Origin of the sequence: Microbacterium sp. AISO3 (genome assembly GCF_002204305.1) — a bacterium.
GTDB lineage: Bacteria > Actinomycetota > Actinomycetes > Actinomycetales > Microbacteriaceae > Microbacterium > Microbacterium arborescens.
The window spans coordinates 112,266-138,123 of the sequence record NZ_NHRF01000231.1; the positions used below are offsets into that span (position 1 = coordinate 112,266).

27 protein-coding genes and 1 tRNA gene are annotated in these 25,858 nt (G+C 68.3%); 10 read left to right on the plus strand and 18 right to left on the minus strand.

The genetic code is table 11. From position 1 onward, the window contains the following. The first annotated feature begins 2 nt into the window (after positions 1-2). The gene (locus CBF90_RS17635) at positions 3-902 is read left to right on the plus strand and encodes a rhomboid family intramembrane serine protease (protein WP_023953416.1); all 900 of its coding nucleotides are present in this window, start codon (positions 3-5) and stop codon (positions 900-902) included. Positions 903-978: 76 nt separating this feature from the next. Here the strand turns inward: CBF90_RS17635 and CBF90_RS17640 are convergent, their stop codons facing one another. Then, positions 979-1,218: a cell division protein CrgA gene (locus CBF90_RS17640; protein WP_023953414.1), complete on the minus strand. Its 240-nt coding sequence runs from the start codon at positions 1,216-1,218 to the stop codon at positions 979-981. Between the two features lie 127 nt (positions 1,219-1,345). Between CBF90_RS17640 and CBF90_RS17645 the strand changes: the two genes are divergently transcribed. From CBF90_RS17645 to CBF90_RS17655, 4 genes are all read left to right on the plus strand, one after another. Continuing rightward, entirely contained in the window at positions 1,346-1,765 is a 420-nt protein-coding gene (locus CBF90_RS17645) for a hypothetical protein (protein WP_088379737.1), read from the plus strand. An 80-nt stretch (positions 1,766-1,845) separates the two neighbouring features. Further along, complete coding sequence (locus CBF90_RS17650; RefSeq protein ID WP_306460392.1) at positions 1,846-2,553, plus strand: class E sortase; 708 nt, start codon at positions 1,846-1,848, stop codon at positions 2,551-2,553. Further along, on the plus strand, positions 2,553-2,711 hold the full coding sequence (locus CBF90_RS18325) for a hypothetical protein (RefSeq protein WP_023953408.1): 159 nt from the start codon (positions 2,553-2,555) through the stop codon (positions 2,709-2,711). Before CBF90_RS17650 ends, CBF90_RS18325 begins: the two co-directional genes overlap by 1 nt. After that, complete coding sequence (locus tag CBF90_RS17655; protein WP_023953406.1) at positions 2,708-3,349, plus strand: aminodeoxychorismate/anthranilate synthase component II; 642 nt, start codon at positions 2,708-2,710, stop codon at positions 3,347-3,349. The genes CBF90_RS18325 and CBF90_RS17655 overlap by 4 nt, the downstream gene beginning before the upstream one ends. A gap of 18 nt (positions 3,350-3,367) precedes the next feature. Here CBF90_RS17655 and pknB read toward each other — a convergent pair whose 3' ends face one another. The 7 genes from pknB to CBF90_RS17690 are packed head-to-tail and all read right to left on the minus strand — an operon-like array spanning position 3,368 to position 12,342. After that, a complete protein-coding gene (gene pknB, locus CBF90_RS17660; RefSeq protein ID WP_172407765.1) occupies positions 3,368-5,116 on the minus strand; it encodes a Stk1 family PASTA domain-containing Ser/Thr kinase in 1,749 nt (582 codons plus the stop codon). A 12-nt stretch (positions 5,117-5,128) separates the two neighbouring features. Beyond that, complete coding sequence (locus CBF90_RS17665; protein ID WP_071918825.1) at positions 5,129-6,967, minus strand: serine/threonine-protein kinase; 1,839 nt, start codon at positions 6,965-6,967, stop codon at positions 5,129-5,131. After that, positions 6,964-8,424 (minus strand): penicillin-binding protein 2, encoded by a 1,461-nt coding sequence (locus CBF90_RS17670; RefSeq protein WP_088379736.1) that lies wholly within the window; start codon positions 8,422-8,424, stop codon positions 6,964-6,966. Before CBF90_RS17670 ends, CBF90_RS17665 begins: the two co-directional genes overlap by 4 nt. Then, positions 8,421-9,746, minus strand: coding sequence for an FtsW/RodA/SpoVE family cell cycle protein (locus tag CBF90_RS17675; protein ID WP_088379883.1), 1,326 nt, complete (start codon positions 9,744-9,746; stop codon positions 8,421-8,423). The genes CBF90_RS17670 and CBF90_RS17675 overlap by 4 nt, the downstream gene beginning before the upstream one ends. A 56-nt stretch (positions 9,747-9,802) precedes the next feature. After that, positions 9,803-11,038, minus strand: coding sequence for a PP2C family serine/threonine-protein phosphatase (locus tag CBF90_RS17680; RefSeq protein ID WP_088379735.1), 1,236 nt, complete (start codon positions 11,036-11,038; stop codon positions 9,803-9,805). Between the two features lie 9 nt (positions 11,039-11,047). Next, positions 11,048-11,605: an FHA domain-containing protein gene (locus CBF90_RS17685; protein ID WP_064955281.1), complete on the minus strand. Its 558-nt coding sequence runs from the start codon at positions 11,603-11,605 to the stop codon at positions 11,048-11,050. After that, positions 11,602-12,342 carry a DUF3662 and FHA domain-containing protein gene (locus CBF90_RS17690; protein ID WP_088379734.1) on the minus strand — a complete coding sequence of 247 codons (741 nt, stop codon included), beginning with the start codon at positions 12,340-12,342 and terminating at the stop codon, positions 11,602-11,604. Before CBF90_RS17690 ends, CBF90_RS17685 begins: the two co-directional genes overlap by 4 nt. A gap of 141 nt (positions 12,343-12,483) precedes the next feature. Between CBF90_RS17690 and CBF90_RS17695 the strand changes: the two genes are divergently transcribed. Both CBF90_RS17695 and CBF90_RS17700 read left to right on the plus strand, forming a co-directional pair. Continuing rightward, positions 12,484-12,567, plus strand: a tRNA-Leu gene (locus tag CBF90_RS17695). A gap of 267 nt (positions 12,568-12,834) precedes the next feature. Next, positions 12,835-13,122, plus strand: a complete 288-nt coding sequence (locus tag CBF90_RS17700; protein ID WP_088379733.1) for a hypothetical protein — start codon at positions 12,835-12,837, stop codon at positions 13,120-13,122. Positions 13,123-13,162: 40 nt separating this feature from the next. Here the strand turns inward: CBF90_RS17700 and CBF90_RS17705 are convergent, their stop codons facing one another. The 5 genes from CBF90_RS17705 to CBF90_RS17725 all read right to left on the minus strand — a co-directional run bounded on the left by CBF90_RS17705 (position 13,163) and on the right by CBF90_RS17725 (position 19,543). Next, positions 13,163-16,522, minus strand: a complete 3,360-nt coding sequence (locus CBF90_RS17705) for an ATP-binding protein (protein WP_088379732.1) — start codon at positions 16,520-16,522, stop codon at positions 13,163-13,165. After that, positions 16,519-17,262 (minus strand): DUF4194 domain-containing protein, encoded by a 744-nt coding sequence (locus tag CBF90_RS17710; RefSeq protein WP_023953396.1) that lies wholly within the window; start codon positions 17,260-17,262, stop codon positions 16,519-16,521. Before CBF90_RS17710 ends, CBF90_RS17705 begins: the two co-directional genes overlap by 4 nt. Next, positions 17,255-18,727, minus strand: a complete 1,473-nt coding sequence (locus tag CBF90_RS17715) for a DUF3375 domain-containing protein (RefSeq protein ID WP_088379731.1) — start codon at positions 18,725-18,727, stop codon at positions 17,255-17,257. The genes CBF90_RS17710 and CBF90_RS17715 overlap by 8 nt, the downstream gene beginning before the upstream one ends. Before the next feature lie 121 nt (positions 18,728-18,848). Then, positions 18,849-19,067, minus strand: a complete 219-nt coding sequence (locus CBF90_RS17720; protein ID WP_071918818.1) for a helix-turn-helix transcriptional regulator — start codon at positions 19,065-19,067, stop codon at positions 18,849-18,851. Continuing rightward, positions 19,067-19,543 (minus strand): DUF2975 domain-containing protein, encoded by a 477-nt coding sequence (locus CBF90_RS17725; protein ID WP_141097111.1) that lies wholly within the window; start codon positions 19,541-19,543, stop codon positions 19,067-19,069. Before CBF90_RS17725 ends, CBF90_RS17720 begins: the two co-directional genes overlap by 1 nt. Positions 19,544-19,783: 240 nt before the next feature. On the opposite strand from CBF90_RS17725, the gene CBF90_RS18330 reads away from it, so the two are divergent. Both CBF90_RS18330 and CBF90_RS17730 read left to right on the plus strand, forming a co-directional pair. Next, positions 19,784-20,572 carry a hypothetical protein gene (locus CBF90_RS18330; RefSeq protein ID WP_137749715.1) on the plus strand — a complete coding sequence of 263 codons (789 nt, stop codon included), beginning with the start codon at positions 19,784-19,786 and terminating at the stop codon, positions 20,570-20,572. Further along, positions 20,569-21,045: a peptide ABC transporter permease gene (locus tag CBF90_RS17730; protein ID WP_023953388.1), complete on the plus strand. Its 477-nt coding sequence runs from the start codon at positions 20,569-20,571 to the stop codon at positions 21,043-21,045. The genes CBF90_RS18330 and CBF90_RS17730 overlap by 4 nt, the downstream gene beginning before the upstream one ends. Before the next feature lie 325 nt (positions 21,046-21,370). Here the strand turns inward: CBF90_RS17730 and CBF90_RS17735 are convergent, their stop codons facing one another. The 3 genes from CBF90_RS17735 to CBF90_RS17745 form a co-directional block, all read right to left on the minus strand. Next, entirely contained in the window at positions 21,371-21,862 is a 492-nt protein-coding gene (locus tag CBF90_RS17735; protein WP_083990456.1) for a GNAT family N-acetyltransferase, read from the minus strand. 174 nt (positions 21,863-22,036) lie between these two features. Next, positions 22,037-22,708, minus strand: coding sequence for an HAD hydrolase-like protein (locus CBF90_RS17740; RefSeq protein ID WP_064955275.1), 672 nt, complete (start codon positions 22,706-22,708; stop codon positions 22,037-22,039). A gap of 95 nt (positions 22,709-22,803) precedes the next feature. Further along, on the minus strand, positions 22,804-23,403 hold the full coding sequence (locus tag CBF90_RS17745) for a TetR/AcrR family transcriptional regulator (RefSeq protein WP_064955274.1): 600 nt from the start codon (positions 23,401-23,403) through the stop codon (positions 22,804-22,806). A 90-nt stretch (positions 23,404-23,493) separates the two neighbouring features. On the opposite strand from CBF90_RS17745, the gene CBF90_RS17750 reads away from it, so the two are divergent. Beyond that, positions 23,494-24,366 (plus strand): aldo/keto reductase, encoded by an 873-nt coding sequence (locus tag CBF90_RS17750; RefSeq protein ID WP_023953381.1) that lies wholly within the window; start codon positions 23,494-23,496, stop codon positions 24,364-24,366. Positions 24,367-24,393: 27 nt separating this feature from the next. On the opposite strand, the gene nucS is transcribed toward CBF90_RS17750, so the two are convergent. Together nucS and CBF90_RS17760 are read right to left on the minus strand one after the other, a co-directional pair. Further along, positions 24,394-25,092 (minus strand): endonuclease NucS, encoded by a 699-nt coding sequence (nucS, locus tag CBF90_RS17755; protein WP_064955272.1) that lies wholly within the window; start codon positions 25,090-25,092, stop codon positions 24,394-24,396. A 16-nt stretch (positions 25,093-25,108) separates the two neighbouring features. Beyond that, complete coding sequence (locus CBF90_RS17760; RefSeq protein WP_088379730.1) at positions 25,109-25,705, minus strand: GNAT family N-acetyltransferase; 597 nt, start codon at positions 25,703-25,705, stop codon at positions 25,109-25,111. Positions 25,706-25,858 lie beyond the last annotated feature (153 nt).

Sequence of the window (25,858 nt, forward strand, 5' to 3'; positions counted from 1 at the left end):
ACGTGAGCGCGTCCGAGCTGCGGAGCAACCCCGACAACTTCTGTTACCGGCATCCCGATCGACAGAGCTTCGTGCTCTGCCAGCGGTGCCTGCGCACCATCTGCGCGGAATGCCAGACGCAGATGCCCGTCGGTGTGATCTGCCCCGAATGTCTGCGTGATCAGCAGAAGAGCTCGGGCGCGCCGCGTCCCCGCCGTGCACCGCGCATCCTGCGTGCGGTGCGCTCCGACGATTCCCGGCCGTTGGTCACGTACGGGATCATCGGCGTGACGTTCTTCGCCTTCGTCGTGGGACTCATTCCCGGCGCGGGCGCGGCGGTGCAGTCGCTTCTGGCGCTGTACCCGCCGCTGCTCTACCCGCAGTTCAGCGGGACCTTCCAGCCATGGCGGCTGTTCACGGTGCTGTTCGTGCACAGCGGCTTCTGGCACGTCGGGCTCAACATGCTCGCGCTGTGGATGCTGGGGCGCAGCCTCGAACCGATGCTCGGACGCAGTCGTTTCCTGTGGCTCTACGTGCTCAGTGGCCTCGGGGGATCCGTCGCGGTCGTCCTGTTCGGCTTCACGTCCGCGGTCGTCGGAGCATCGGGCGCGATCTTCGGACTCTTCGGCGCCTTGCTCGTGATCGGCCGTCACATCGGCGCGAACATCACAGGCATCGCCGTCGTCCTCGGGATCAACCTCGTCATCACGTTCCTGCCCCTGCTCACGAGCGGGCTCGGCGGCGGGGGCGGCGTCCAGATCTCGTGGCAGGCGCATGTGGGCGGACTGGCTGCGGGCGCTCTGGTCGGACTGATCTACGCGCGCACCCGGACGATCCGGCGCCGGAAGCTCCAGATCTGGTTGCTCGGCGCCACCGCGGCGGCCTTGGTCGCCCTGCTCGCCGTGCCCCTCGCGCTGTACTGACGAAAGTTATCCACAGGTCTATCCCCAGGTGGGGATGGAATCACACCGGTGTGATTCACCCGATGTGGAGAACTGGTCAGCGCCACCGCGTGGTCATGAGGAAGCCCACGAAGGCGATTCCGAAACCGATCACCAGGTTCCAGCCGCCGATGCCGGGAACGGGGAGGGTGGAGTTGCTCAGGTAGAAGACGAGCACCCACACGAGTCCGATGAGCATCAGTCCCAGCATGATCGGCTTGAACCAGACCGGGTTAGGTGCGTCATCTGCGGGGCGTCGCTCCACGGTCGGGTCGTCGTGGTCGCTCGAAGATGCCATGGGAGAATCCTAGCCGTCGGACCTCGAAGCGCCCGGGCTCACCCGTCAGGACTCCCACAGGCCCGCCGTGAGAAAGTAGGGGAGTGCTCCGCCTCGGTGACGGCATGCCGAATCGAGAGGGGCCGATATGCCCGCATGGTGGGAACAGATCGTCCACGCAGTAACCGGTCGCGTCAGCCGGCACGATGACCTGCCGGATCTTCGGCAACTGCCGTCGCGGGCGGTGAGACTGGAACGTACCCACTATCTGGTCAACGACCGCGAGCGACAGAGCCGTCATCCGCGTGCCTATGTCCTGCGTACCGAGGTGGACGCATCCCGGGGCAGCGGCAACGTCGCCGCCTTCTCGAACGGCCGTGGCGTCGGATACCTGCCGCAGTCGATCGCGGCCGAAATGCATCCGCTGCTCGATGACCTCGGAGGAGCCGCCGTCGTGAACGGCGCAGGTGCCAGAACCGGCAGCATCCGGCTCTGGATCGACGTGCCGACGCCCGGTTCGGTCCGTGGGCTCGTCGCCACAGTGAGATCTTCCAGGGCCGAGGGATAAACTCTGCGACTGTGCAGAGCACCCGTACGCCGACCCTACGCTCACGTCGGTCGCAGGTGCGTCCGCGGCGACGCGCGAGTGTGATCAGCGTGTTCGGCGAGCTCCTCCTCACCGCCGGTGTCGTGATGCTGCTCTTCGTGAGCTGGCAGATGTGGTTCGGCGACATGATCATCGGATCGCAGAAGCAAGCCGAGGCCGCCGCGCTGGCGCAGCAGTGGCAGACGCAGGCGCAAGAGGCTCCGACGCCCACCGGAGAATCCGGGCCGGCAGACCCTGCGGCGATTCCCGTGATGGCCGAGCCCGAACCGGGCGCCGAGTTCGGCATCATGTATGTCCCGCGCTTCGGTCCCGACTGGCAGTTCACGATCGCCAACGGCACGGGCAAGAAGGCGATCCTCGACCAGGGGCGCATCGGTCACTACGAGGGATCGGCGATGCCGGGCGCCGACGGCAACATGGCGGTCGCCGCGCACCGCTGGACTTCCGGTGCGCCCTTCGACCCGGTCGACCGGCTCGTCGTCGGCGACGCGATCGTCATTCAGACCCAGGACGGCTGGTACACCTACCGCTTCCGGAACGTCGAGTACGTGCAGGACACCGCCATCGAGGTGCTCAACCCGGTTCCGCAGCAGGTGGATGTCAGTGCCAACGGCAAGTACCTCACCCTCACGAGCTGCGCGCCGAAGCTCAACATGCTCGAGCGCATCATCTCGTATGCGGTCTTCGAAGAGTTCACCCCGACCTCGGCGGGACCGCCGGCGTCGCTGACAGAGGGAGTCTCCGCCTGATGTACGGAGCGCTGTGGCGAGTTCTCCCCGGGCCGTGGTGGCTCCGGGTGGTCTTCCTGCTCATCCTCGCGGCCGCGGCCGTCTACGCACTCTTCTTCTGGGTGTTCCCCGCCGTCGCGCCGTTCTTCGCCCCCGGCGAGGAGTCGACGGTAGGGTGACCGCCGTCCTCGTGATCGACAATCACGACAGCTTCATCCACACCCTCGTCGGCTATCTGCGTGAACTCGGCGCCGAGACCGAGATGGTGGAGTCGGATGCCGTCCTCGACCCCTCACGCGTCCTGACAGGCTACGACGGCGTCCTCGTCTCGCCCGGGCCCGGGACTCCCGAGGACGCGGGTGCATCGATCGCCGTCGTACGGGCGGCCGCGGCATCCGCGGTTCCCCTGCTCGGGGTGTGTCTCGGTCATCAGGCGATCGCCGTCGCCTTCGGTGCCACCGTGGGCGAGGCGCCGGAGCTCATGCACGGGATGACCTCGGACGTGCGGCACGACGGGTCGTTCCTCTTCGACGGACTGCCCGACACCTTCACGGCGGGCAGGTACCACTCCCTCGCCGTCGACCCAGCGACGCTGCCGGCCGAGCTGCGGGTGACCGCGCTGGCCCCGGGCGGCACCGTCATGGCGATCGCCCACCGAGTCGCACCCATCGTCGGCGTCCAGTTCCACCCTGAGTCCGTGCTGACTCAGGGCGGATACCGGATGCTGGGAAACTGGCTGGGCTCGCTCGGGCTGATCACCGCGCGGGAGCGTGGCGCCCGGCTGCATCCGCATCGACGGGATGTCGGCGCTGCCTGATCGGACGAGGCGCTGCTCTCAGCTGCCGGTGCAGACCCGGAGGGTGACCGTCGATCCGATCGGCACCTCGCCCGGTGCAAGCGACTGCGACGAGACCGTGCGTCCGCCGGCATCCGCGGCACAGCCCGGATCCTCGACCACCTCGGGGATCAGCTGACGCGACTCCTGCTGGAGCTCGCGCTCGGCTGCCTCGACGGTGTACCCGGTGAGGTCGACCAGGGTCACGGTGCCGCTCGCGACCACGAGGTTCACCGACGATCCCATCGCGAGCGCTGAGCCCTCGGGAGCGGAGGCCTCGATGACCGTGCCGGCGGGCAGGGTCGGATCGTTGCGGGATCGCACGGTTCCCAGTTGCAGTCCGGCGCGCTGCAGCGCCTCGGTCGCTTCGGTGCGTGAGAGGTTCTGCAGCGTCGGGACGGTGGCCATCTCCTGGCCGGTCGAGACGTAGACGGTGACGCGCTGTCCGGGGGACAGGGTGATACCCGCGGCCGGTTCGGTGCCGATGACGTCGCCTGCCGGCACCGCGTCGTCGCTGCGGTCGGAGCGGACGGGATCGAGCTCCGCCTCTTCGATCAGGTTCTCCGCGAGGTCCCAGGACTTCCCGGAGACCTCGGGGACGGTGCGCGAGGTGCTGGGAACGGTCGTCCCGGTGTCGCGGAAGGCGAGCACCCAGATGAGCACCGCGATCAGCAGCGCCGCCAGTACTGCAACGCCGGCCCAGATCCAGCTCACGGGCGGGCCGGACTGCGTACGGCGCATGGTGTTGTCGGTGCTGAGCTGACGCAGCGACCGCGCCGTCTCGGCCGCGTGACGCGGATCCGGTCCGTACAGCTCGCTCGCAAGAGCGCCCATCTGACGCTTCGTCGGCTGCTTGCCGCCGACCGCCTGGTCGAGCGCGGCCCGGAACTCCGTGGCGTCCTGGAATCGCTGGAACGGACTCTTCGCGAGGGCACGCAGCACGACCGCATCGAGCGCCCGCGGTACCTCGTCGACGATCTCCGACGGCGGCAGCGGCGCCTCGCTGACGTGCTGGTAGGCGACCGCCACCGGCGTCTCGCCCCGGAAGGGCGCGCGGCCGGTGAGCAGCTCGTAGAGCACGACACCCGTCGAGTAGAGGTCGGCGCGCGCGTCGACGGGCTCGCCCTTGGCCTGCTCGGGGGAGAAGTAGGCGGCCGTGCCGATGATCGCGGTCGTCTCGGCGACCGTGGACGACGAGTCCGAAACTGCACGGGCGATGCCGAAGTCCATCACCTTGACGTTCCCGGCGTCGGTGATCATGACGTTCCCGGGCTTGATGTCGCGGTGCACGACCCCGGCGCGGTGCGAGTACTCGAGGGCCTCGAGGATGCCGTCGACGTAGCGCACGGCATCCTCCTCGGAGAGCGGTCCGGCTTCGACCATGTCCTTGAGCAGGCGGCCCGTCACGAGCTCCATGACGATGTACGGCACGGAGTGCTCGCTGCCGTCGGGGTCGATCTCGGTATCCTCCCCGGCGTCGAACACGCGCACGATCGACGGGTGGGCCATCCGCGATGCCGCTTGGGCCTCCAGACGGAACCGCATGCGGAAACCGGGGTCGTCCGCGAGCTCGCGCTTGAGCACCTTGATGGCCACGTCGCGCCCGAGGGTCACGTCGTATCCCCGATACACGCTCGCCATTCCGCCGCGCCCGATGGGCTCGTCGATGCGGTAGCGCCCTGACAGCACACGTTGCTCTGCCGACACGTCACTCCCTGCGTTCGACTCGTACTCGGATGTGGGACTCATGGTCGAACCGGGTCAGTCGTCGTTTCCGCCGTTGCCGTTTCCGCCACCGTTGTTGCCGCCGTTGCCGTTCTGGCTGGGGGTCGGAGAAGGCGCCGTTTGAATCGTGGCGGCCGCCTCGGGGGAGGCGGGCGACGTGCGGTCGCCGCTCTCACCCGCACAGGTCACGGTGTAGGTGACGGAGAGCGCGCCGGAGTCTCCGACCGTGACCGGCGCGGGACGCTGGTTCAGGCTGAAGCTCGAGGTGGTCTGGCCGTTGCCGAACGTGCCGCCCGAGACCGTGAAGCGGTACTCCGAAGGCGTGAGACCTGCCGGGCAGGAGTAGCTCGACCACATCACCTGCACGGTGGAGCCGGCGGTGACGCTGGTGGCGGTCTGACCGTTGGACTGGATCGTCGGAGCGGAGGGTGCGCCGAGCGGGCTCTGCTCCGCGTAAGAGGTCAGGGTCACCGAATCGGTGGCCTTGACGTTGCCGAGCGGGACGACGTCGTAGACCTGTCCGACCTGGTCCTCGCTCGGAGCGGGGTTCCCGGGTGCGCAGGTGACGTTCTCGAGGCCCGCGCGAGCGGCGACCGCGAGGGCGTCCTCGCACGAACGCCCCGTCAGCCCCAGCCCGTCGACGTTGATCGTCGTTGCCGCGCTCGGACTCGCCGGGGTCGACGGCGTGTTGGCCGGGGTCGAGGGCGCCGACTCGGTCGGCGTCGTGGGAGCGGGCTCGGGGTCGCCGTTGCCGGACAGCAGGGCGAACAGGGTGCCGCCGAGCACGATGACGAGCAGGGCGATGAGAGCGACGAGGGGCCACGTCCACCGGCTGCGCTTGCGCTTGGGGGTCTCGGTCAGGTTGTCGTCCACGGCGGCCGCTTCGGACGCGGCGCCCGCCGAACCCGCGGCCGCGAGCCCGGCACCGGCCGCGGCGGCCCCGGCCGGGAGCAGCAGCGTCGCGGTGTCGCCTCCTTCGGCGGGGAGCAGCTGCGTGACATCGCTCGTGCCGGCACCGGCCACGATCGCCGGGACAGCGGCGTGGGCGGCGGCCAGATCGCCGCGGCGGAGAGCGGATGCCGCGCGCGCGACGGCCGACGCGGAGGCCGGACGGTCGTCGGGCTTCTTGGCGATCATCGCGAGGATGAGCCTCTGCACCGGGTCGGAGACGGTGGCGGGAAGCGGCGGGGGCTGCTCGTTGATCTGCGCCATGGCGATCGCGACCTGCGACTCGCCCGTGAACGGGCGCTTGCCCGCGACGGACTCGTACGCGACGATGCCGAGCGAGTAGATGTCGGTCGCCGGGGATGCTGGGTGCCCCGAGGCCTGCTCGGGGGAGAGGTACTGCACCGTGCCCATGACCTGACCGGTCGCAGTCAGCGGCACCTGGTCGGCGATGCGCGCGATGCCGAAGTCGGTGATCTTCACGCGACCGTCGGGCGTGATGAGCAGGTTGCCCGGCTTGATATCGCGGTGCACGAGGCCCGCCGCGTGAGCGGCCTGCAGGGCCGACGCGGTCTGGGCGACGATGTCGAGCGTCTTGTCCGACGACAGCGAGCCTTCACGCTCGAGGATCGTGGACAGTGCCTCACCGGGAACGAGCTCCATCACGAGGAACGCGCTGCCGTTCTCCTCGCCGTAGTCGAAGACGCTCGCGATGCCCTCGTGGTTCACGAGTGCGGCGTGGCGGGCCTCGGCGCGGAAGCGCTCGAGGAACCCGGGGTCGCCCATGTACTCGTCTTTGAGGATCTTGATCGCGACGGTGCGGCCGATGACGTGGTCAGTGGCTTCCCACACCTCGCCCATACCGCCGATCGCGATCCGCGAATCCAGTTCGTAACGCCCGCCGAAGCTCACGCCTTGCATGGGTCTCATCTGTTCAGCACCGCCTCGATAACCTTCTTCGCAATGGGGGCTGCGATCCCGCTGCTCGTCCCGGCCTGCCCCTGGCCGCCCCCGTTCTCGACCATCACTGTGACGGCCACCTGGGGGTTGTCCGCCGGCGCGAAGCCGGTGAACCACAACGTGTACGGATCGCCTGGACCGTGCTCCGCAGTGCCCGTTTTTCCGGCGACATCGACGCCGTCTATTCTTGCACCGCTCGCCGCACCGTCACGGACATTGGCGACCATGAGCGTGCGCATCTGCTCCGCGACATCCGTGCTGAGAGCGCGTTGGAACTCGCTCGGCTCGAACTTCTCCTGCACGGTCAGATCGGGTGCGACGACGGAGTCGAGCAACTGCGGCTTCATCACCATCCCGCCGTTCGCGATGCCTGCCGAGACCTGGTTGATCTGCAGCGGTGTCGCGGTGACGTCGCCCTGCCCGAAGCCGGAGAGCGCCGTGCGGGCGTCGTTCAGTCCGCGGGGGTACTCGGATGCGGCGGCCGGGAGCGGGATCTCCATCTCGCTGTTGAAGCCGAACTTCTCGGCCTCTTCGCGGATGGCGTCGTCTCCGAGCTCGACGGCGAGCTCGGCCATCGGGATGTTGCAGCTGAGCCGCAGCGCGGTTGCGAGCGTCACGGTCTCGCCCGGACCGCACGTGCCCAGGTCGAAGTTGTGGAGCGTGTTGCTCGTTCCCGGAATGGTCCAGGTTGCGGGATTCGGGAACGTCGACTCGGGCGTGTACTTGCCCGAAGAGAGTGCAGCCGAGGTCACCACCAGCTTGAAGGTCGATCCCGGCGGATTGAGGTCGCCGCCGATCGCGCGGTTGAACAGCGGCTTCAGCGGGTCCGCCGCGAGCTCGTCGTACGCGGCGTTGACGCCGGCCGAGTCGTGCGACGCGAGAAGGTTGGTGTCGAAGCTCGGGCTCGTCACCATCGCGAGGATGCGTCCGGTGGACGGGTCGCTCGCGATGACGGCGCCTTCGTACCCCTGCAGGGCGTCGAACGCGGCCTGCTGGATCTGGGGGTCGATCGTGAGCAGCACGTTCGACCCGCGCGCGGGTGCACCCGAGATGATCTGCTCGAGGCGGGCGAGGAACTGCGTGTCATCGGTGCCCGAGAGCGACTGGTTCATGATCTGCTCGATCCCTGATGCAGGTGAGCCGAGCACGGGGTTGATCCAGCCCGTGATCGGCGCCCACATGGCGGCATCCGTGTACTGGCGCTGCCATGAGTAGATATCGCCGCTCGGCACGGATGCCGCCACGACCGAGCCGCCCGCGATGATCGACCCGCGCTGCACCTCGAAAGAGTCGTACAGCGTTCGCCGGTTGCCCGGGTTCTCGTTCAGCGCCTGGGCCTGGATCACCTGGATCCAGCTGGTCGAGATGAACAGCGCGAGGAACATCGCCAGCATCACGAAGCTGAGTCGCCGCAGTTCCTTGGTCATCCGATCACCACCCGGGGTCGAGAGCGAACCGCATCCGAGATGCGGAGGAGGAGGGCCACGATGATCCAGTTCGCCACGAGCGACGATCCGCCGGCAGCCAGGAACGGCGTCGTCAGCCCCGTGAGCGGGATGACGCGGGTGACGCCGCCGACCATGATGAAGACCTGCAGCGCGATCGTGAACGACAGGCCGGTCGCGAGGAGCTTGCCGAAGTCGTCCTGACCGGCCAGGCCGATGCGGACGCCGCGGCTCGTGAAGACCATGTAGAGGCACAGCAGGGCGAAGAGGCCGATGAGGCCCAGCTCCTCACCGAGGCTGGGGAAGATGTAGTCGCTCTGCGAGAGTGGCGTCATCCACGGGCGGCCCTGGCCGAGTCCCGTGCCGATGAAGCCGCCCTTCGCGAGACCGTAGAGGCCGTTCACGAGCTGGAAGCTACCGCCGGCCGCGTCGATGTTCGCCGGGTCGAACGGGTTCAGCCAGTTCTGGAATCGCCCCTTGACGTAGGGGAGCACCTGCGAGGCGATCGCACCGCCGGCCACCACGAGGCTCAGGCCGATCATCACCCAGCTCGTCTTGCCGGTCGCGACGTAGAGCATCGCGATGAACATGCCGAAGATCAGGGTTCCGGTACCGAGGTCGCGCTGGAGCACGATGATCCCGAGGGAGATCACCCAGATGACCAGCACCGGGCCGAGCTCGCGAGCGCGCGGCCACGTGATACCGAGGAAACGGGTGCCGACCGATGTGAGCGATTCGCGCGTGCGCACGAGGTAACCCGCGAAGAAGATCGCCAGGGCGATCTTCGCCAGCTCTCCCGGCTGGAACGAGACGATTCCGCCGATGGACACCCAGACGTCGGCGCCGGCCTCGACACCCAGGCCGGGGATGAACGGCAGGAGCAGCAGGGCGATGCCGGCGAACCCGAAGACGTAGGTGTACCGGAACAGCACGCGGTAGTTGCGCAGGGCGATGACCACGATGAGAGCGGCCACCAGGGCGATCGCGCACCAGACGATCTGGCGCACGGCAAGCATGTCCCAGCCCGCGGAGGTGCCCTCGAGGTCGATCCGGTAGATCATGGCGATGCCGATGCCCGACAGCAGCGTCGCGATCGGAACGACGAAGGGATCTGCGTCGCGTGCGCGCAGGCGCAGCACCACGTGGATCGCCAGCGCGACCGCGTCGAGCACGGCGCAGTAGATCAGGAACGAGGAGTCGATCGCGTCGTTCTTGCCGAGCTGCACGAGGGCGAGCGCGGCGGCGTTGATGACGAACGCGAAGAGCAGCAAGCCGAGCTCGCGGTTGCGCTGCGTCTGCGGCATCCGCAGTTTGCGCAGCGCCTTGATGACCGAGGTGTCGGCCGAGACGGCGGTGCCGGTCACGATGATCCTCCGTCCACGCGCAGGTTCTCGACGATGGCTCGTGCATCCGCGAGGGAGTCGGCCGTGATCGTCTGCTTGACCAGGTCCAACTGGTACGGAGCCAGGTCGGCGAGGGCGATCCCGGTGTCCTCTTCGGGCGAGGAGAGCGAGATCGGTCCGATGCTCGGCGGGATGCCGCGGTAGATCACGACCGTGTCCTCGTCGACGCCCACGAAGAAGCGGGTCTGCGTCCAGCTGTAGGCGCCGAACAGCACGACGCCGATCGCCGCGAGGATGACGATGAAGCCCGCGAACCAGGTGAGCCGGCGCCGGCGTGCGCGGCGGCGGTCCTCCTCGATCAGTTCCTCGAGGAACTCGGCGGCCGGTTCGAAGTGCGTGGGCTCGTTCGCGGCCTGCCGGGCAGGATGCAGCCAGCTGCTGCGCTGCGGACGCGCTGCGGGCACCTCGATGCCGAGCGGGTGCGACGCCGAGCCGACGACGGTCGGCGGTCCGCTGAAGAGGGGGTGCTGACCTCCGACGTCGACGATGACGATCGTGACGTTATCGGGCGCTCCGCCGTCGAGGGCCTGCTTGAGGAGGCTGTCGGCGGTGCGACCGGGGGCCCAGCCCTGCCCGAGCGCCTTCGCGGTGTGCGCGTCGTCGACGACGCCCGACAGTCCGTCGGAGCACAGCAGCCATCGGTCGCCGGGCTGCGTGGGCATGATGAACGTGTCGATCTCGGGATCGGGGTCCATGTCGCCGAGCACGCGCATCAGCACCGAACGGCGCGGGTGATACCGGGCCTCCTCCGGGGTGATGCGACCCGAGTCGACCAGGCGCTGCACGAAGGTGTGGTCCGTCGTGATCTGGGTGAGCGTCCCGTCGCGGAAGAGGTAGAGGCGCGAATCGCCGATGTGGGCGATCACGGCGTATTCGTCGACCATGACGAGCGCGCTGACGGTGGTTCCCATGCCGGCGAGCTCGGGGCGCACCTTGACGGTGCTGATCAGCTCCGCGGCCGTGTCGGCCAGCGCCTCGCGCAGCGCGGCCTCTGCCTCGGTCGTCGACGAGAAGGCGTGGTCGAGACTCTCGAGCCGTCGGACCGCCAGGCTCGACGCGACGTCACCGCCGGCGTGCCCGCCCATGCCGTCGGCGACGACGAACAGGTTCGAGCCGCAGAAGCCCGAGTCCTGGTTGTTCGAGCGCACCTTCCCGGTATGCGAGATGGCGGCGCTGGAGCCCTGGAAAACCATGCGTGCGGGCTACTTCCGCAGTTCGAACGTCGTCGCGCCGACCTTGATCGGCGCTCCCACGACGACCGGAACCGGAGAAGCGACGCGCTCGCCGTCGTGCCACGTGCCGTTGGTCGAATCGAGGTCCTGGATCATCCACTGGTTGCCCCACAGCACCAGGCGCGCGTGGTGGCTCGACGTGTAGTCGTCGCGGATGACGAGACCCGACTCGCTCGAGCGGCCGATGGTCAGCGGCTCGGAGCCGAGCGGAAGCTCGAGGCCCGCCTTGGGGCCGCTCGTGATGACGATGCGCGACACGGCGTCGGTCGTCGCCTTTCCGCCCTTGCCCGCCGGCGCGGGCGTGCCGACGGCGCCGACTGCGGCGGTCGCGGCATCCGGAGACGACGTGGGCGGACGGGTGACCGCGGGGCTCGCCGCGGGCGCGGCACCGGCGGCGGCCGGCTCGGGGAGCTTGCGCACCTTGACGCCGAACAGGTCGGCGCGCAGCGAGTACACGACGGCGAAGACGAAGAACCACAGCAGTACCAGGAAGCCGATCTGCAGCAGCAGGAGGGTCAGCGGACTCATCGGACGTCACCTCGGGTGTCGTACATGCGGGTCGCGTCGGCCGCCGACATCCGCGGACGTGCGGGAGCCTGAGCCTGCGGGACGACGCGGAAGACGATGTCGGTGCGACCGATCCGCACGACGCCGTCCGACGGCAGAGCGGCCTCGCTGACGCGCGAGCCGTTGAGCTGGGTGCCGTTGGTGGAACCGAGGTCGCGCACCATGGCGCGCTCGCCGTCCCAGAGGATCTCGACGTGCTTCCGGCTGGTTCCGGCATCCGGAATGGTGATGTCGGCGTCGCTGCCGCGCCCGATGACGGTGCGGGCCGCGACGATCGGATGCCGCGTCCCGTCGATGTCGAGCACGGCCTGCCACGACACGCGGGCGCCCGCGTCCGAGTTGGAGTCGACGCGGACGGTGCCGGTCGACAGCTGCGGGTCGGCCTGGAGCGTCACGGTCACGGCGCCCGAGAACGAGTAGCCCTGCGCCTTCGCGTGCTTCTCGACCATTCCGCGCAGCTCGTCGAGAAGAGCGGGCCCGATGGCGTTCATGCGCTCGGCGTCGTTGTCGGAGAGGCGCACCGTGAAGGCGTTCGGAACGAGGATGCGGTCGCGGCTGACGACCGCGGCCTTCTTGTCGAGTTCGCTGCGGAGGGCCGAGGCGATCTCCACCGGCTGGACGCCGCTGCGGAAGGTCTTGGCGAAGGCGCCGTTGACGGCACGCTCGAGACCCTTCTCGAAGCTGTCAAGTAGTCCCACTGGGCTCCTCAGGCAGGCGGATGGTTGCTTCATCGTAGTCAGCGAGGCTGAACGGACCATGCATTGGGCCTCGGATCGCGGCTCAGGAGCCGCCGTCGGCGTGATATCCTCGGGAAGTTGAGTTCGTGGAAACACGTTCTCGCGCGAGTGGCGGAATAGGTAGACGCGCTAGCTTGAGGTGCTAGTGCCCGCAAGGGCGTGGGGGTTCAAGTCCCCCCTCGCGCACAGTGAGACGAAGGCCTCCGACCGGGAAACCGGCGGAGGCCTTCGGCGTTCGTATGGGTCTGGCGGGCTTGACCGGACTCGATGTCGATGAGCCCGCTCGATGCGGGGGAGGGCGACCGAGGGCTCGTAGCATCACCCCATGGGCATGCAGAGGACGATCGTCGATCCGCAGACGTGGCTGGAAGTCATCGTGCCCGACTTCGCGACCGATCAGGAAGCTCTCGATCGCTCGCGTCGCCGAGAAGCTGGCGGGGTACCGGCGGTCAAATGGAGCCCGACTACGGCTGTATCTTGTCGCTCTGGCCGGAGAGCAGCGGTGCCGTGGAAGACATCGCTCGTCGCCTCCCCGAGGACGTGGTCCGAGACCTCATGCTTTGGCAGGAACGGTTCGAGGTGGGTTACGTCTTCCCGACAGCGTGGCGTTCCGACGAGCACCGCAGCGAGTGGCTGGAGCAGGGCGAGCGACTGTTCACAGTCGTAGAGAAGGCCCTCTGGTCAGACTTCGACGTCATCCCGAGCTTTCGGCGAGCGACGGGGGAGAGCGATCGCATATAGACACGGGTCGTCTGATCCGCATGCCCGGGACTGCGCGCCGTCAGGACGCCGGGGCCTCCAGGGCGACCTTCGGCTTAGCCCAGGAGCGACCGCGCGTGTCCTTGAGGATGTCGTACTCGACGTCGACGTGCGGTTCGATCGCGCTGTACTTGTCGTTCGGCGCGCCGATCACGAGCTGGAAGCCGAGTCCGCGCCATGCTCCGATCGCACGCTTGGTGAAGTGCGCATCGGCCTTGATGAGGGCTTCGTCCATGAACACGGGCGCGTAGCGAGGTCGTTCGGCGCTGGCGTCGCCGAGCTGGTAGCGCAGGGCCGCGCCGACGATGAACGCGATGAGCTCCTGCGACTCGCCGCCGGACTTCTCGCCGATGTGGTCGTACAGCGCGACGTGCTCCTTCGTCACGGCATCCACCCGCTCGGCGCTCACGCGAACGTGGTTGCGGACGTCGATGAGGTCGCCGAAATCGGGTGCCGACCGCCGCATGTGCCCGATGAGGCGCGACATCCGGCGGTAGGCGTGCTCGCGCTCATCATCCGTCGTGGCGTTCTCGATCAGCCCGCGCACCTCGCGCAGCTCGCGCCGGAAGCGCCGGCGAGGCTCGGACTGGTTCTCGCGCGTGGTGATCTGCAGGCGGTGGTCGTCGTCGTAGAACGGGAGGTCCTGCATGATGCGGTTGATCGGGTCGATGCGATCACGGATCTCGCGGATCGACCGGCTGAGCGTCGAGTCGAGGTTCGTGAGGTCGTTGCCCGATAGCTTGAGCAGGCTGTCGCGCCACTCCGCCTCCAGCTCATGCAGCCCACTGGTCTCGAGGGCCTGGAGAGCGCGTTCGAAGTCGTCGATCGAGGTGTCGGGGTCGGGCAGCAGGTTCGGATTCGGCCACCGCTCGAGGAAGCTCGCCATGATGCGTCGCAGGCCCTCACGGCTCTCGTCGAGGGCATCGACGGCCGCCCGCCGGTCCTCTGCGAGGCGCTGCGCAGCCGTCGCGAGGGCGGCGGAGAAGCGGTTCAGCGCCTCGGACGGGCTGGCGTCCGAGGTCGGCCCATCGAGATGGAATCGCTCGTCGAGGAACGCGGACTGTGCGGCGGTGAGAGTGCGCTCCGCCCGCTCGGCGTCGTCGAGCACGGACTGATCCGAATCGACGTCGTCGATCACCTCGGCCCACTGCGCCTCGATCTGATCACGCTCGATCGACACGCGGGCGATCTCGTCGCGCAGGTGTGAGATCCGGTCCTTGATGTCGGAGATCCGTCGCTGCACATCGGCGATCTCGGGGTTGGCGGCCGTGACGTCGCTCTGCACGCCGATCCAGCGCTCTCGTTCCGCGGTGACCGCCTCGACGTCGACCTCTTCCCAGGTCAGGTCAGTGATCTTGGCGTACACAGCAAGGCGCGAGTCGACCGTGTCGAGCTCGGTCTCGGCGACCTTCCGCTCCCGCAGGGCGTCGTCGAGACGGCGGCGAGCGTCGTCGATGAGACGCGCCACGTCGTGCCGGCGTCGCTCGTTCGAGAACCCGAGGACGTTCTCGCGACCGTGGCCACCGTGCGCGCCGCGGTTGCCCTGCGCGACCTGTCCGGTGATCGTGAGCGCCATGCGATGCTTCGGCAGCTCGGCGCTGGAATCGACGCAGACGTATCCGTGACGGGTTTCGAGCCGCTCCTGCAGCCAACCGGTGAACGGCGAGCTCTGGTAGTCGAGGCGCCCGGGCAGGGTCTGCGGGTCGAGGTTGGCGACCGGCTCCATGCCTGCGTGCACGCCCTCGAAGCGCAACCGCACGGGGGTGTGGACCGATTCGATCGCCGCCCGGAAGCGCCCCAGGTGAGCGGTGTCGATCAGCACCGTGGTCGCGAAGCCGCCGAGCGCGAGGTTGAACGCCTCTCGCCACGGCTCGAACTCGGTGCGCACTTCGACGAGCTCGCCGACGAAGGGAAGGTCGGCTGTCGTGAGCCCGGCGGCCTCCGCGAGCCGCTCGCGCGACTCGTGCAGAGCGGGTGGGATGTTGCCGTGGCGAGAGGCCACGCGCTGAGCCTCCGCCTCCAGTTCTGCGACGTCGATCCGCGCGGCTTTCGCCGCCGACGCGGCTTCAGCGAAGGCGGAGCGAGCACGCGCTTTCGCATCGGAGTCGGCGAGTTCGGCCCGCGCGCGGGAGATGAACGCTGTGAACTCGTCGCGGTTCGAGATCTCGACGCCCAGACCGCGGAGGGCGGCGTCGAGCACCTCGCGGTGTCGCCGGACGTCGGTGAGGCGCCGCTCCACCTCGCGCAGTTCGCGCTGCGCCGTGGCCAGCCGATCCCCGCCGGAGAGCCGGAGCACGTCGATCAGGCCATCGCGCTCCGCCTCGGCGCCATCTGCGAGGGCACGCTTCTCGCGCAGCGTGACCTCGGCCGCGGTCTTGCGCTCGCGCAGCTCGGTCTCGACGTCGCGCAGCATCCCGAGGCGTCTGTCCGCTCGCCAGAGCGTGGCGAGCGACCCGGCATCCGAGAAGGAGCCGACCTCGTCGATCAGGTTCACCCGCTCGGCGGCGGCGGCCATCTTGGCGCGCAGCTGCGGGATAGGCGTGAGCGCGGTGACCTGCTGCCGAGCCGTCAGCATGCGCATGCGCGTGCTCTCGAGTCCGTCGAAGTGCGCGACGACGGCGTCGGCGGTCTCCATCGTCTCGGGCTCTTCGAGCACGAGACGCTTGTAGAGGTCGTCGACGGTCGTGATCTGCTGGCCCGCCTGGATGCGCGCGAGCAGGCTCATCGCCTTGGCCCCGGCCCCTGCTGCCCCGATGCCCAGGACGGCGTGCAGGCGGGCCGAGAACTCGCGGTCCGTTCCGACGGGCTCCAGACCGGCGTCGCGCACGGCGGAATCGGAAAGCCGCTGCGCGGCGGCCGGTTCGAGCGAGCGGAGGTCGAAGGCCCGATCGGTCGTCGCCCGCACGCGCACGGTGTCTTCGAGCACGCGCGCGCTGGCCGGGATGTACCAGGCTCGCACCGCTGTGAACTGCGACCCGTCGTGATCGATCCACGTCATCGAGACGGCGGTCCAGGTGTCTTCGCCGTCGCCTCGGAGGACGGTCATCTTCGTGCCGTCCTCGGTGCGCGACTCGTCGATCTTGCCGCGACCGTAGGAGAGGATGTTGCGCTGCTCGGAGCCGCGAGGACGCCCGGTGACGCCACCGTTCGAGGCGCCGTTGAAGGGAGTGGTGTGGGGCATCATGAGCGCGATGTAGGCGTCCATCAGCGTCGACTTGCCCGACCCCGAGCCGCCGCACAGAAGAGTGGCACCGAGGGAGAAGCGCACGCGATGGGCGCCCTCGTAGCCGCCCCAGTTGATGAGCTGAAGGTCTTCGGCGAGCCACTGCTGGCCGCGGGATGCCGCCGGGATGAGCCCGAACAGCGTCTCGAGCATCGTCACAGCTCCTCCTCCTGAGGCTCGTCGTCGCCTTCTTCGTCTTCGTCTTCGCCGGCCGCGATGCCACCCGTGTCGTCCGCCCCCGACCGGTCGCGTAGCCAATCGCGCAGTTCCCGCAGCTTCTCGGCGCTGAGGACGATCTCGACGAGCGGACTGATGCGGAAGCGGCCTGTCGTCTCCTCGTCGACGATGCCGTCGCGGGCGAGCCGGTCCATCGCTTTGCGGATGAGGCGCTGCCGCTTCGCGGTGTCGCCGTCGGCATCCGCGAAGTAGCTCATCACGGTCTGCTCGACGTCTTCGATGTCGACCCGGGCAGCCGGCTCACCGGCCGCCGATTCCCGCTGGTACACCGTGCGCAGGTGCACGAGGACGAGGGTCTCGGAGCGCGTGTATGCGGCATCCCGAAGCAGGATCGGAACATCGAGCTCGTCCGAGCGCACCTGCTGCTTGTACGCGACCCCGCGGTCGTGGTCGATCACGAGCCGCACGAAAAGGTCGTTGAGGCGCGATTCGACGAGCTGCTGATTGTCGAGGAGGGCTGTCCACTCCTCGCGGTTGCGGTCGGCGAGCACGAACCGCCGCTGCAGCAGGTGGACGAGCACGCGGCGCACCGCGGGATCGAGAACTCCGCGATCGCCGGGGAAGAGCTCGCCGAGATCGTCCTCCATCGCGGCGGGCTCGACGAATGCGCCGTCGCCCGGGGCCTCGTCTTGGGCTGCGCCGAGGGTGGCGGTGTCAGTCATCGTCGGACTCCTTCGAGGTGCGGGCGGTCACGGATCCGAAGGCGAAGCGCCGGGTGGTTCCGTCGGGGCGACGCGCCTCGACCACCGAAAGGTCTTCGCCCTGGCGCATGCCGTTGCGGTGGGCGATCTCGAGAAGGCCCACCAGGTCGACCGGGCGGCGGACGTCGTCGTCCGCGGCGAGGAAGGCCTCACCCAAGTCGAACTCCTCGCCGAGTCCGGCGACGAGAGCCTCGAGCTCCGCATAGCGCGGACCGCCCCAGGCCCGCGTATCGGCATCCAGCATCTCCGGGTCTTCGTCGGATGCCGTCAGCGGTGCCGGCGCACGCGGCGGGCGGATGTCGGTCGTCGACTGCCGCAGGTGGCGGATGTCGGCCGTCGGCAGGCTGCGGATCATCTCGACGGTTGCCTCGGATGACGTGCTGTGCGTCCAGGCCTGGAGGCCGGCCATGACATCGCGCAACAGATCGTCGACGTGGCGATCGCGGATGGGGTCGTGCGTGCGCACCTGCGCGGTGATGACCCGCGACGCACGGCGCTGCGCGGTCAGCACCTCTTCGACGCCGAGCTCCACGCGCCTCGAGATCGCATCGAGCTCGGCGCGCTGCTCGGCGTCCATCAGGCGCGCGAAGGGCTGCGCGACCAGGGCGTGCAGCTGATCGGTGAGGCTGTCGATCCGCTCGGGGTCGCCGATCAGCCGCAGCGCGCCGGCGAACGCCCGGCCCTCGGGGGTCGACTGCATGACGTGCTGCCCGCGCTGCAGGTACTCGCGCAGCACCTCTCCGGTGGGCCGAACATCGCGCCGGAGGTCGGCGACGACATCGCGCTGCATGGCCTTGATCGACTCCGCGACGCGCGTGAAGTCGGCGGGCAGCTCACGCGCCAGGTGCAGCACGTTCTCGGCCTCTTCGAGGAGCTGCTCGTCATCGATCGGCTCGGACTCACCGACCTGGAGGCGCGCGATCTCGGCGTCGAGCGCGTCGCGTTCGCGGATGAGGCGAGCCAACCGCACCTCCGGGTCGGTCTCGGCGTGGTCGGAGAGTCGTTCGACCGCTTCGAGGAGGGTGCGGACACGCGAGTTGGAGACCCGGGTGCGTCCGCCGGTGGTGCGTCCGGTGATCTCAAGCGCGCCCACCGCGTGGGCCGTCAGCCGGTAGACCTCGACGTCGCCGTCGATCTGGGGGACGAGCCATCCCACCCGCACCCAGTAGCGACAGATCTCACGGGCTGTGCCGGCCGGGAGCGCGCGGTCGTCCTCGTCGTATCCGGCCCCCCGCAGCTCGTCGAGGATCTCGGCGACCTCGGCATGCGCGTCCGAGATCTCGACCGACGGCCGGTCGACGGAGAAGACGAGCGAGAGCGTCGCGACCACGAACGGCGCATAGCGGCCGTGGAGCAGATCGAGCGTGGGGGTACGGAACGCCGACAACGCACGCAGATATGCGGCCTCAGCCCGAGTACTTCCCATCCATGCAACAGTATCCGGCGCGCCGACACCGAACTGTCGCGTCAGATCCCGTCGAGCGCCGGTGAATCTCGCCATCCGCGCGTTCGGCGACCGGACGCAAAACACCGGTGGGTGCCCGAGCCTACGTGCCGGCTGGGGCGTTGTCGTATCGGAGTATGTCGCCGGGCTGGCAGCCTAGCGCCTCACAGAGCGCAGAGAGCGTGGAGAAGCGGACGGCCTTCGCACGACCGTTCTTGAGCACGGCAAGGTTCGCTGGCGTGATTCCTATCGCCGCGGACAACTCAGCGACGGTCATGCCGCGTTCGTCCATGAGCCGGTCGATGTCGACGACGATCGGCATCAGATGACCTCCGCAAGGTCGTATCGCATGGAGGCGGACTGCCGAAGCAGCGTGAACAGCACGGCCAGGATCAATGTCGCCGCGGCACTGACTCCGATCGCGGACAGCATGCCGAGCATGAGCGCCGGCGGCGTGACGTGCGCGGCGTTGAGCACCACGAACATCGCGAGGGTGCTGAGCCCAATCGCGGCGGGGCACCACGTCAGCGCGCGCACCCACGTGAAGGCGTCGGTCGTGAAGATGCTGTCGTCGCGCACAAGATCGAGCAAGCGCCACGTGACGACGACCGCTGCCTGACCGCAGGCGATGACGAAGGCTCCCCACCCGATGATGACGGGCTCGATGCTGGCGACCTCCGCGTAGTCGCTGGCGAGGCCGGCGACGTTCGCGGGGATGATGAAGAGCTGGAGCGCGAGCCCGATGAGGGCAAGTACGGCGAAGACGATCTTGGCGGTGGCGATCAGGGTCCGGTTCATATCGCGCTCCTTCACTAGGTATCGAGAAACGATCGATTGTTTCTCGATAGGCGTCTACCCCCTGGACGCGTAGCGGCCGGGATGCCGGCCGGGTCAGCGGGCTCCACAGCGCGAACCAAGTACCTGGCGATGGCCGGCCATAAACGATCGTTTCCGGTGGGCTCGTCGGCATCGATGAGCAGCTGCGCGATACGCCGAGGCTCGATCTCATCGAAGAAGCGATCCTCGCGCCCTGGGGCCATGGACCCGCAGTCCCCGGCGGTCATCGTCCAGATGAATGAAGAAGCCCGAACTCCTGAGCTGCAGTTAGTAGCTCGCGACGGCGGCACCGCCTTGAGGGGGGGTTTCGGTGGAACCCGGCTGATGGCAGAGTCCTATGCGGCAGGGGGGCTCCACCTAAAGAACGGACAGAAAATGCGGAACGCGAAAATGCTCGGCCTCGTCGTCGCGTCGGCGCTTGCCATGATGCTGGCGGTCCCGGGGGCTGCTAGCGCGGCGCAGGTTGAACCGGCACCACCGGCTGATGTGGCGGCTCAGATCGCGAGCGATCCCGAGCTGCGGTACGTCACGGTAGCGGAAGCGGAAGCACTTTATGGTTTCGACGCTGATGCTGAAGATGTCCCGGAGCCAGCCGCAACCGAGCCCGTCGTCACCCCTCTGTGGTCTTGGTGGGGCTGCGACTGGCGCGGAAAAGCCGATTACCCGCACGTGACGAAAAACGAAGCCTCTGTACATGGGTACTGGGTCAAGGATGGTGGCGACTGCCCAGCGACGGGAACGGTCACTGTTGAACTGCAAGCTCTGGGCTGCAGCCAGTTCGGTTGTACATGGATCACCCAGGCGACAGACGTCGCCCCGGGTGTGAAGCCAGGATCGGGAACGGGGCGGTGGGCCACTCCGCACAAGGCGTGCGCGAACAACAACCTCACCGGTTGGCGCGGCCGTGTCGACACGGCGCTCACTGATTTCTACGATCCGTTTGGTTGGGACGATGGGCCGGCCAAGGATCTGAGCTGCTCGCCGGCATGAGTGAGGACGACGAGCAGATCCGGTACGTCCCTCTGCGCCCAGCCGACGAGTACCATCGCGCACCTCAACGCCGAGCCTTCGTGTTGTCAGAGCTTTCTGTCACGCGACTGGTCATCATCTGCGAACTCGACCAGCCCCTTACCGGTAGATCTCGGCCCACCATGAGCATGAAGATCACGCAGTACTTGCGGATGTCGGACGACTCGATGGTGCGCCTCGACATGGATCGCGGGGTGAGCTCGTTCAAACACGGGTGGGAGAGGCCCGTGAGCTGGAAGAGCGCCGCGCAGGACGTGATCGATGAAGTTCTCGACCTCGTTCGGGCTGACGGAGTGGACGGCGAGTCATTTCCGTGGGAGGAGTACGCGGAAGCCGCGCGAGTGCGCGGTATCGAGGTGGGTCCAGACGAACTGAAGGACCTCCCCCACACCGTGCTCATATCGGACGAGCTGACGAAGGTCTTCGAGTTCTGACTTCCGGGACCCGTATCACTTGTGGCCCCGGCGTGAGTATCACCCGGGGCCACAAGTATTGCCCGCACGGTTCGCCTTCGTGGTCTCATCCGCGCCGTTCTTGCTCAGGCGGTTCTGGATGGCGCATCAGCCGACGAGATAGCCGAGACTGCAGGCCTCCTACAAGCGCAGGCCAACGAGATCATGTCGGGTCACACAAGCTTCTCGAAGCTGCTCTTCGAAGCTGCCGCCGCCGACTCGCTGCCCACAACACGAGAGCAGCAGGCGAGAACTTCAGCGTCCTTCTCGAAGTCCAGCCGGGCTGGTGGCCTGTAGCGAAGTTCGGTCAGATCCCGTCGAGCGTGGGCGGGAGGGCGAACACGAGTTCGTCGATCTCGGCGCCACGCGCGGGGGCGTAGGCGCGCTGCCGCCGGATCTCGCTGAAGCCGTTCTTGGTGAGGACGGCGATGGATGCCGCGTTGTCGGCGGCGACCCGCGCGTAGAGCGGACGCTCGGCCTCGCGGGCGACAAGAAGTCGCAGCGCGGCGGAGGCGACACCGCGGCCCTGCGCATGGCGGGTGATCCAGAAGGTGACCTCGCGGTCTCCGTCCACGGTGAAGGCCGCGGCGGTGCCGGCGAAGCCGCCGTCATCGGTCACGACGAACATCGAGACCCGGTCGTCGGCGCGGTGGCGCTCGAGCCAGGCGTCGAACGCTGCCCGGTCGGAGGGGTCGTCGGCGGTGAACGCGGCCTGGGCGACGGCATCCGGGTCGCGCATCATCTCGAAGACGGCATCCGCGTCGTCATCGTCGAAGGGGCGGAGATCCACATGAGTCACACCGGCACGCTACGCGGATGAAATCCGTCTCATTTATGGGTATCGGTGCGCGGCGAAGATCAGTACGCTTATCCCGTCACGCATCGCGTGACGTATCCGGGGGGATCCGTCGACGCCCGGGCGCTGCATTTCTGGCACGCAGCCCGGGCGTCGAATGGGGGAGTGCCCCGACGCTCAGCCGGCAGGGAGCAGCTGCGTACGCAGCTCGTCGATGTCGGCCGCCACGGCGATCGCGCCGTTCGCCTCGTCGGGGGTGCTGAAGCCCCACGACACGAAGATGACGGGCACGTCGTTCGCGGCGCCGCCCTCGACGTCGTGGTGGCGATCTCCGATGAGAACGGGTCGCGACACGTCGATGCCGTCGGCCGCCAGGCGTCGGAGAGCCTCCGCCACGATGTCCGACTTCGAGCTGAGCGTCTTCTCGTCGCTCGTGGCCCCGACGATCTCGCGCAGCCGCGGAGCGAGGCCGAAGTGCTCCATGAGCGCCCGCACCTGGATCTCGGGCTTCGAGCTCGCCGTCGACTGCGGCACGCCGGCCTCATCCAGCTCGACCATGAGGTCGGCGACGCCGGGATAGAGGCGAGCACCGGTCGTGTAACCGTCGGCCTTGCCGAGCACGCGGTAGAACGACACCGCCTCGGTCGCCTTCTCGGGCGTCATCCCGAGGTTCGTCTGGAACGACTCGTGCATCGGCGGACCGATCCAGTGGATGAGCTCCTCACGCGTCGGCGCGGGGTGGCCGAAGTGCTCGAGCGTGATGGTGAGGCGGCGGAGGATGCCTTCGGACGCATCGACGACTGTGCCGTCGATGTCCCACAGCACGCAGGAGAACGGCGATCGGGTCATAGGTCCCACCCTATGTGCGCGATGACACGGAGTACGGCGTGAGGGCGCCGTCGGCCATCTCCAGCACGCGGTCGCAGTGTCTTGCCGACAGGCTGTCACCTACGAGGGACAAGTTCACATGCGCCGTGCACGCCTCCATCGAGAACCCCGATGACGCCAGCGATCACGTCGTCGGCGTCGACCCCGTGCTCCACGAGCTGCATGCCGGCGGTGATGACGCCCTGAACGAGGGCCGCACGGGTTGCGGCATCCGGGATTCCCAGCTCCTCGAGGAGGTGACGCAACGGCGCCGTGAGTGCGTCGTGCATCGCCATGATCGCCTCGACGTTCTTCGGCGAGATATCGGTCTGCTGGAGCCCCGTTGCGAGCGTGTGCTTGCCGTCGGCCGTCATCCGGATCGTCGCGGTGACGTAGGCGTGCAAGCGATCACGCCCCGGCCCGGCGGCATCCATCGCGGCCTCGAGCTCCGCCCCCCACTCCTCGAACGCCTGCATCGCGATCGCGGCGAGGAGGTCGTCCTTGGAGGGGAAGTACTCGTAGAAGCTCGACCGGGACAGGCCTGCTCTCTCGCAGACCGAACGCGGGGTGATGGCGGCGACGCCGGCCTCGGCGATGATCGCCTTCGCCGAGGCGAGGAGGGCTCCGTGTTGAGCGACGCGGTGTTCTGCGACGGTCGCAGCGGTGATCTTCGGCACCGCCCCATTATGGGTCTCGCTCATGAGGCCCGGCGGGGTGGCTATGCGGGTGGCGGGAATGTCTCGCGGCTCCCGCGCGCTGACATCCTCATGACGACATCCAGCACGTCCTCAGCCCACGCTTCCGGCACCTTCCGCATCGGCGGCGACCTCGAGGTCAACCGCCTCGGCTACGGCACGATGCAGCTCACCGGCCCCGGCGTCTGGGGTCCGCCGAAGGATCACGACGAGGCGATCCGCGTGCTCAAGCGCGCCGTCGAGCTCGGCGTGAACTTCTTCGACACCGCCGACTCGTACGGACCCTACGTCGCCGAGGAGCTCCTCAAGGAGGCGCTGCACCCCTACGGCGACGACGTCGTGATCGCGACGAAGGCCGGACTCACGCGCACTGGGCCCAACGAGTGGCCGCCGCTCGGGCGCCCCGAGTACCTGCGCCAGGAGGCCGAGATGAGCCTCCGCCGCCTCGGACTCGACCGCATCGACCTCTTCCAGCTGCACCGCATCGACCCGCAGGTTCCCCTCGAGGACCAGGTCGGCGAGCTGAAGAAGCTGCAGGACGAGGGCAAGATCCGCCACATCGGACTCTCCGAGGTCACCGTCGACGAGGTCAAGGCCGCCCAGCAGATCGCGACGATCGTGTCGGTGCAGAACCTCTACAACCTTCAGAAGCGGGATGCCGAGGAGCTGCTCGACTGGTCGACGGAGCAGGGCATCGGCTTCATCCCGTGGTTCCCGCTCGCGACCGGCGGCCTGACCGGTGCCGACTCGCCGCTCAGCGAGCTCGCTGAGCGCAAGCAGGCATCCCCCGCCCAGATCGCGCTCGCGTGGCTGCTCAAGCGCTCGCCGGTCATGCTGCCGATCCCGGGCACCTCGAGCGTCGCGCACCTCGAGGACAACCTCCGCGGCGCCGAGATCGAGCTGACCGACGACGAGTTCGAGGAGCTGTCGAAGCTCGGTTCCTGACGGGTTCGTGGTCGCGGGCGCGCCGCGTCAGAACAGGCGCGGTGCGCCCGACTCGATGCCCTTCATGGCGTCGTAGTCGAGCGTGACACAGCGGATGCCGCGGTCTGTAGCGAGCACTTTCGCCTGCGGCTTGATCTCCTGTGCGGCGAACACACCCGACACGGGCGCGAGGTGCGGGTCACGGCCGAGCAGCTCGAGGTAGCGCGTGAGCTGCTCGACGCCGTCGATGTCGCCGCGGCGCTTGACCTCGACGGCGATCGTGCCGCCCGCGGGATCGCGCAGCAGCAAGTCGACCGGGCCGATCGCGGTCGGGAACTCGCGTCGGACGAGCGTCAGGTCCTCGCCGATGACCTCGACCTGCTCGGCCAGCAGCCGCTGCAAGTCGGCCTCGACGCCGTCCTTGATGAGACCGGGGTCGACGCCGAGCTCGTGCGACGAGTCGTGGATCATCTCGTAGATGCGCACGACGAGGGTGTCGCCCGACTTCGCGTGGGTCACCCGCCACTGCTCGACGACCTGCTCCTCGACATCCGGGTCGTCCTCGGGCGTCTCGACCGTGAGCGTGCACGGCGGACTCATCCAGTTGAGTGGCTTGTACGACCCGCCGTCGGAGTGCACGAGCAAACTTCCGTCGCCTTTGTGCACCAGCAGCCGAGTAGCCAGCGGAAGGTGAGCATTGAGGCGCCCCGTGTACTGAACGGAGCAGCGGGCGATGACCAGACGCACCCGTCGAGCCTAAGCGCTATCGCTGGGCGGCGTCGGTGTCGGTGTCGGTGTCGGCATCGGCGTCGGTGTCGGCATCGGCGACGGAGAGCTCGTAGATGATCTCCCGGCCGTCCTCGTCATCCCACTGCTCGCCGCGCTCGACGAACCCGTAACCGTCGATGAGCGCTCGTGACGCGACGTTGTCAGGGCTGATCGTCGCGCGCACCGTGCGCACATCGGGGTGGGTGCGGGCGACGTCCAGGAGTATCTCGAGAGCCTGCCGCGCATATCCGCGGCGTCGCAGCTCGGGGTCTACGCGGTAGCCGACCTCGACCATTCCGCCCTCATCAGGCGGGCCGTGGAAGCCGGCCACTCCGACGGCGACGTCGCGCTGGGGATCGATGATGAGCCGGGTGATCCACGGAGCGTCACCAGGCGCGTTCCCGACCTGTGCGCTGCGGTGCCGCCAGAGCCAGTCACATTCCGGGCCTGTGAGGAACGGATTGGCGTAGATCGGGTCGAGGTTCGCCGTGTCACCTGCCCCGAGGGCATGGAGAACCTGCTCGGGGATCATGTCGAGGTGGACGCCGGTGTCGGATGCCGGGAGATGCCAGGGCTGTGTGGAGATCGTCATCGCGGATGATCCTGGCAGAGTGTCGGCGCGGGCGCGCGCCCGCGTGTTCAGCCGATATGCGCGGCGACGGTCGGGATGAGGATGGGTGCGTTCACGGCTGCGTGGAGCACCATGCAGGCGACGAGGCTACGGCGCCAGAGGTACAGCACGTAG

Excerpts from the sequence above, each read along its gene's own strand:
- CBF90_RS17640 (WP_023953414.1), bottom strand. The coding sequence starts at position 1,218 with ATGGCATCTTCGAGCGACCACGACGACCCGACCGTGGAGCGACGCCCC.
- CBF90_RS17645 (WP_088379737.1), top strand. The coding sequence starts at position 1,346 with ATGCCCGCATGGTGGGAACAGATCGTCCACGCAGTAACCGGTCGCGTC.
- CBF90_RS18325 (WP_023953408.1), top strand. The coding sequence starts at position 2,553 with ATGTACGGAGCGCTGTGGCGAGTTCTCCCCGGGCCGTGGTGGCTCCGG.
- pknB (WP_172407765.1), bottom strand. The coding sequence starts at position 5,116 with ATGAGTCCCACATCCGAGTACGAGTCGAACGCAGGGAGTGACGTGTCG.
- CBF90_RS17665 (WP_071918825.1), bottom strand. The coding sequence starts at position 6,967 with ATGAGACCCATGCAAGGCGTGAGCTTCGGCGGGCGTTACGAACTGGAT.
- CBF90_RS17670 (WP_088379736.1), bottom strand. The coding sequence starts at position 8,424 with ATGACCAAGGAACTGCGGCGACTCAGCTTCGTGATGCTGGCGATGTTC.
- CBF90_RS17675 (WP_088379883.1), bottom strand. The coding sequence starts at position 9,746 with ATGCCGCAGACGCAGCGCAACCGCGAGCTCGGCTTGCTGCTCTTCGCG.
- CBF90_RS17680 (WP_088379735.1), bottom strand. The coding sequence starts at position 11,038 with ATGGTTTTCCAGGGCTCCAGCGCCGCCATCTCGCATACCGGGAAGGTG.
- CBF90_RS17685 (WP_064955281.1), bottom strand. The coding sequence starts at position 11,605 with ATGAGTCCGCTGACCCTCCTGCTGCTGCAGATCGGCTTCCTGGTACTG.
- CBF90_RS17700 (WP_088379733.1), top strand. The coding sequence starts at position 12,835 with ATGGAGCCCGACTACGGCTGTATCTTGTCGCTCTGGCCGGAGAGCAGC.
- CBF90_RS17710 (WP_023953396.1), bottom strand. The coding sequence starts at position 17,262 with ATGACTGACACCGCCACCCTCGGCGCAGCCCAAGACGAGGCCCCGGGC.
- CBF90_RS17715 (WP_088379731.1), bottom strand. The coding sequence starts at position 18,727 with ATGGGAAGTACTCGGGCTGAGGCCGCATATCTGCGTGCGTTGTCGGCG.
- CBF90_RS17720 (WP_071918818.1), bottom strand. The coding sequence starts at position 19,067 with ATGCCGATCGTCGTCGACATCGACCGGCTCATGGACGAACGCGGCATG.
- CBF90_RS17725 (WP_141097111.1), bottom strand. The coding sequence starts at position 19,543 with ATGAACCGGACCCTGATCGCCACCGCCAAGATCGTCTTCGCCGTACTT.
- CBF90_RS18330 (WP_137749715.1), top strand. The coding sequence starts at position 19,784 with ATGGACCCGCAGTCCCCGGCGGTCATCGTCCAGATGAATGAAGAAGCC.
- CBF90_RS17730 (WP_023953388.1), top strand. The coding sequence starts at position 20,569 with ATGAGTGAGGACGACGAGCAGATCCGGTACGTCCCTCTGCGCCCAGCC.
- CBF90_RS17740 (WP_064955275.1), bottom strand. The coding sequence starts at position 22,708 with ATGACCCGATCGCCGTTCTCCTGCGTGCTGTGGGACATCGACGGCACA.
- CBF90_RS17750 (WP_023953381.1), top strand. The coding sequence starts at position 23,494 with ATGACGACATCCAGCACGTCCTCAGCCCACGCTTCCGGCACCTTCCGC.
- CBF90_RS17760 (WP_088379730.1), bottom strand. The coding sequence starts at position 25,705 with ATGACGATCTCCACACAGCCCTGGCATCTCCCGGCATCCGACACCGGC.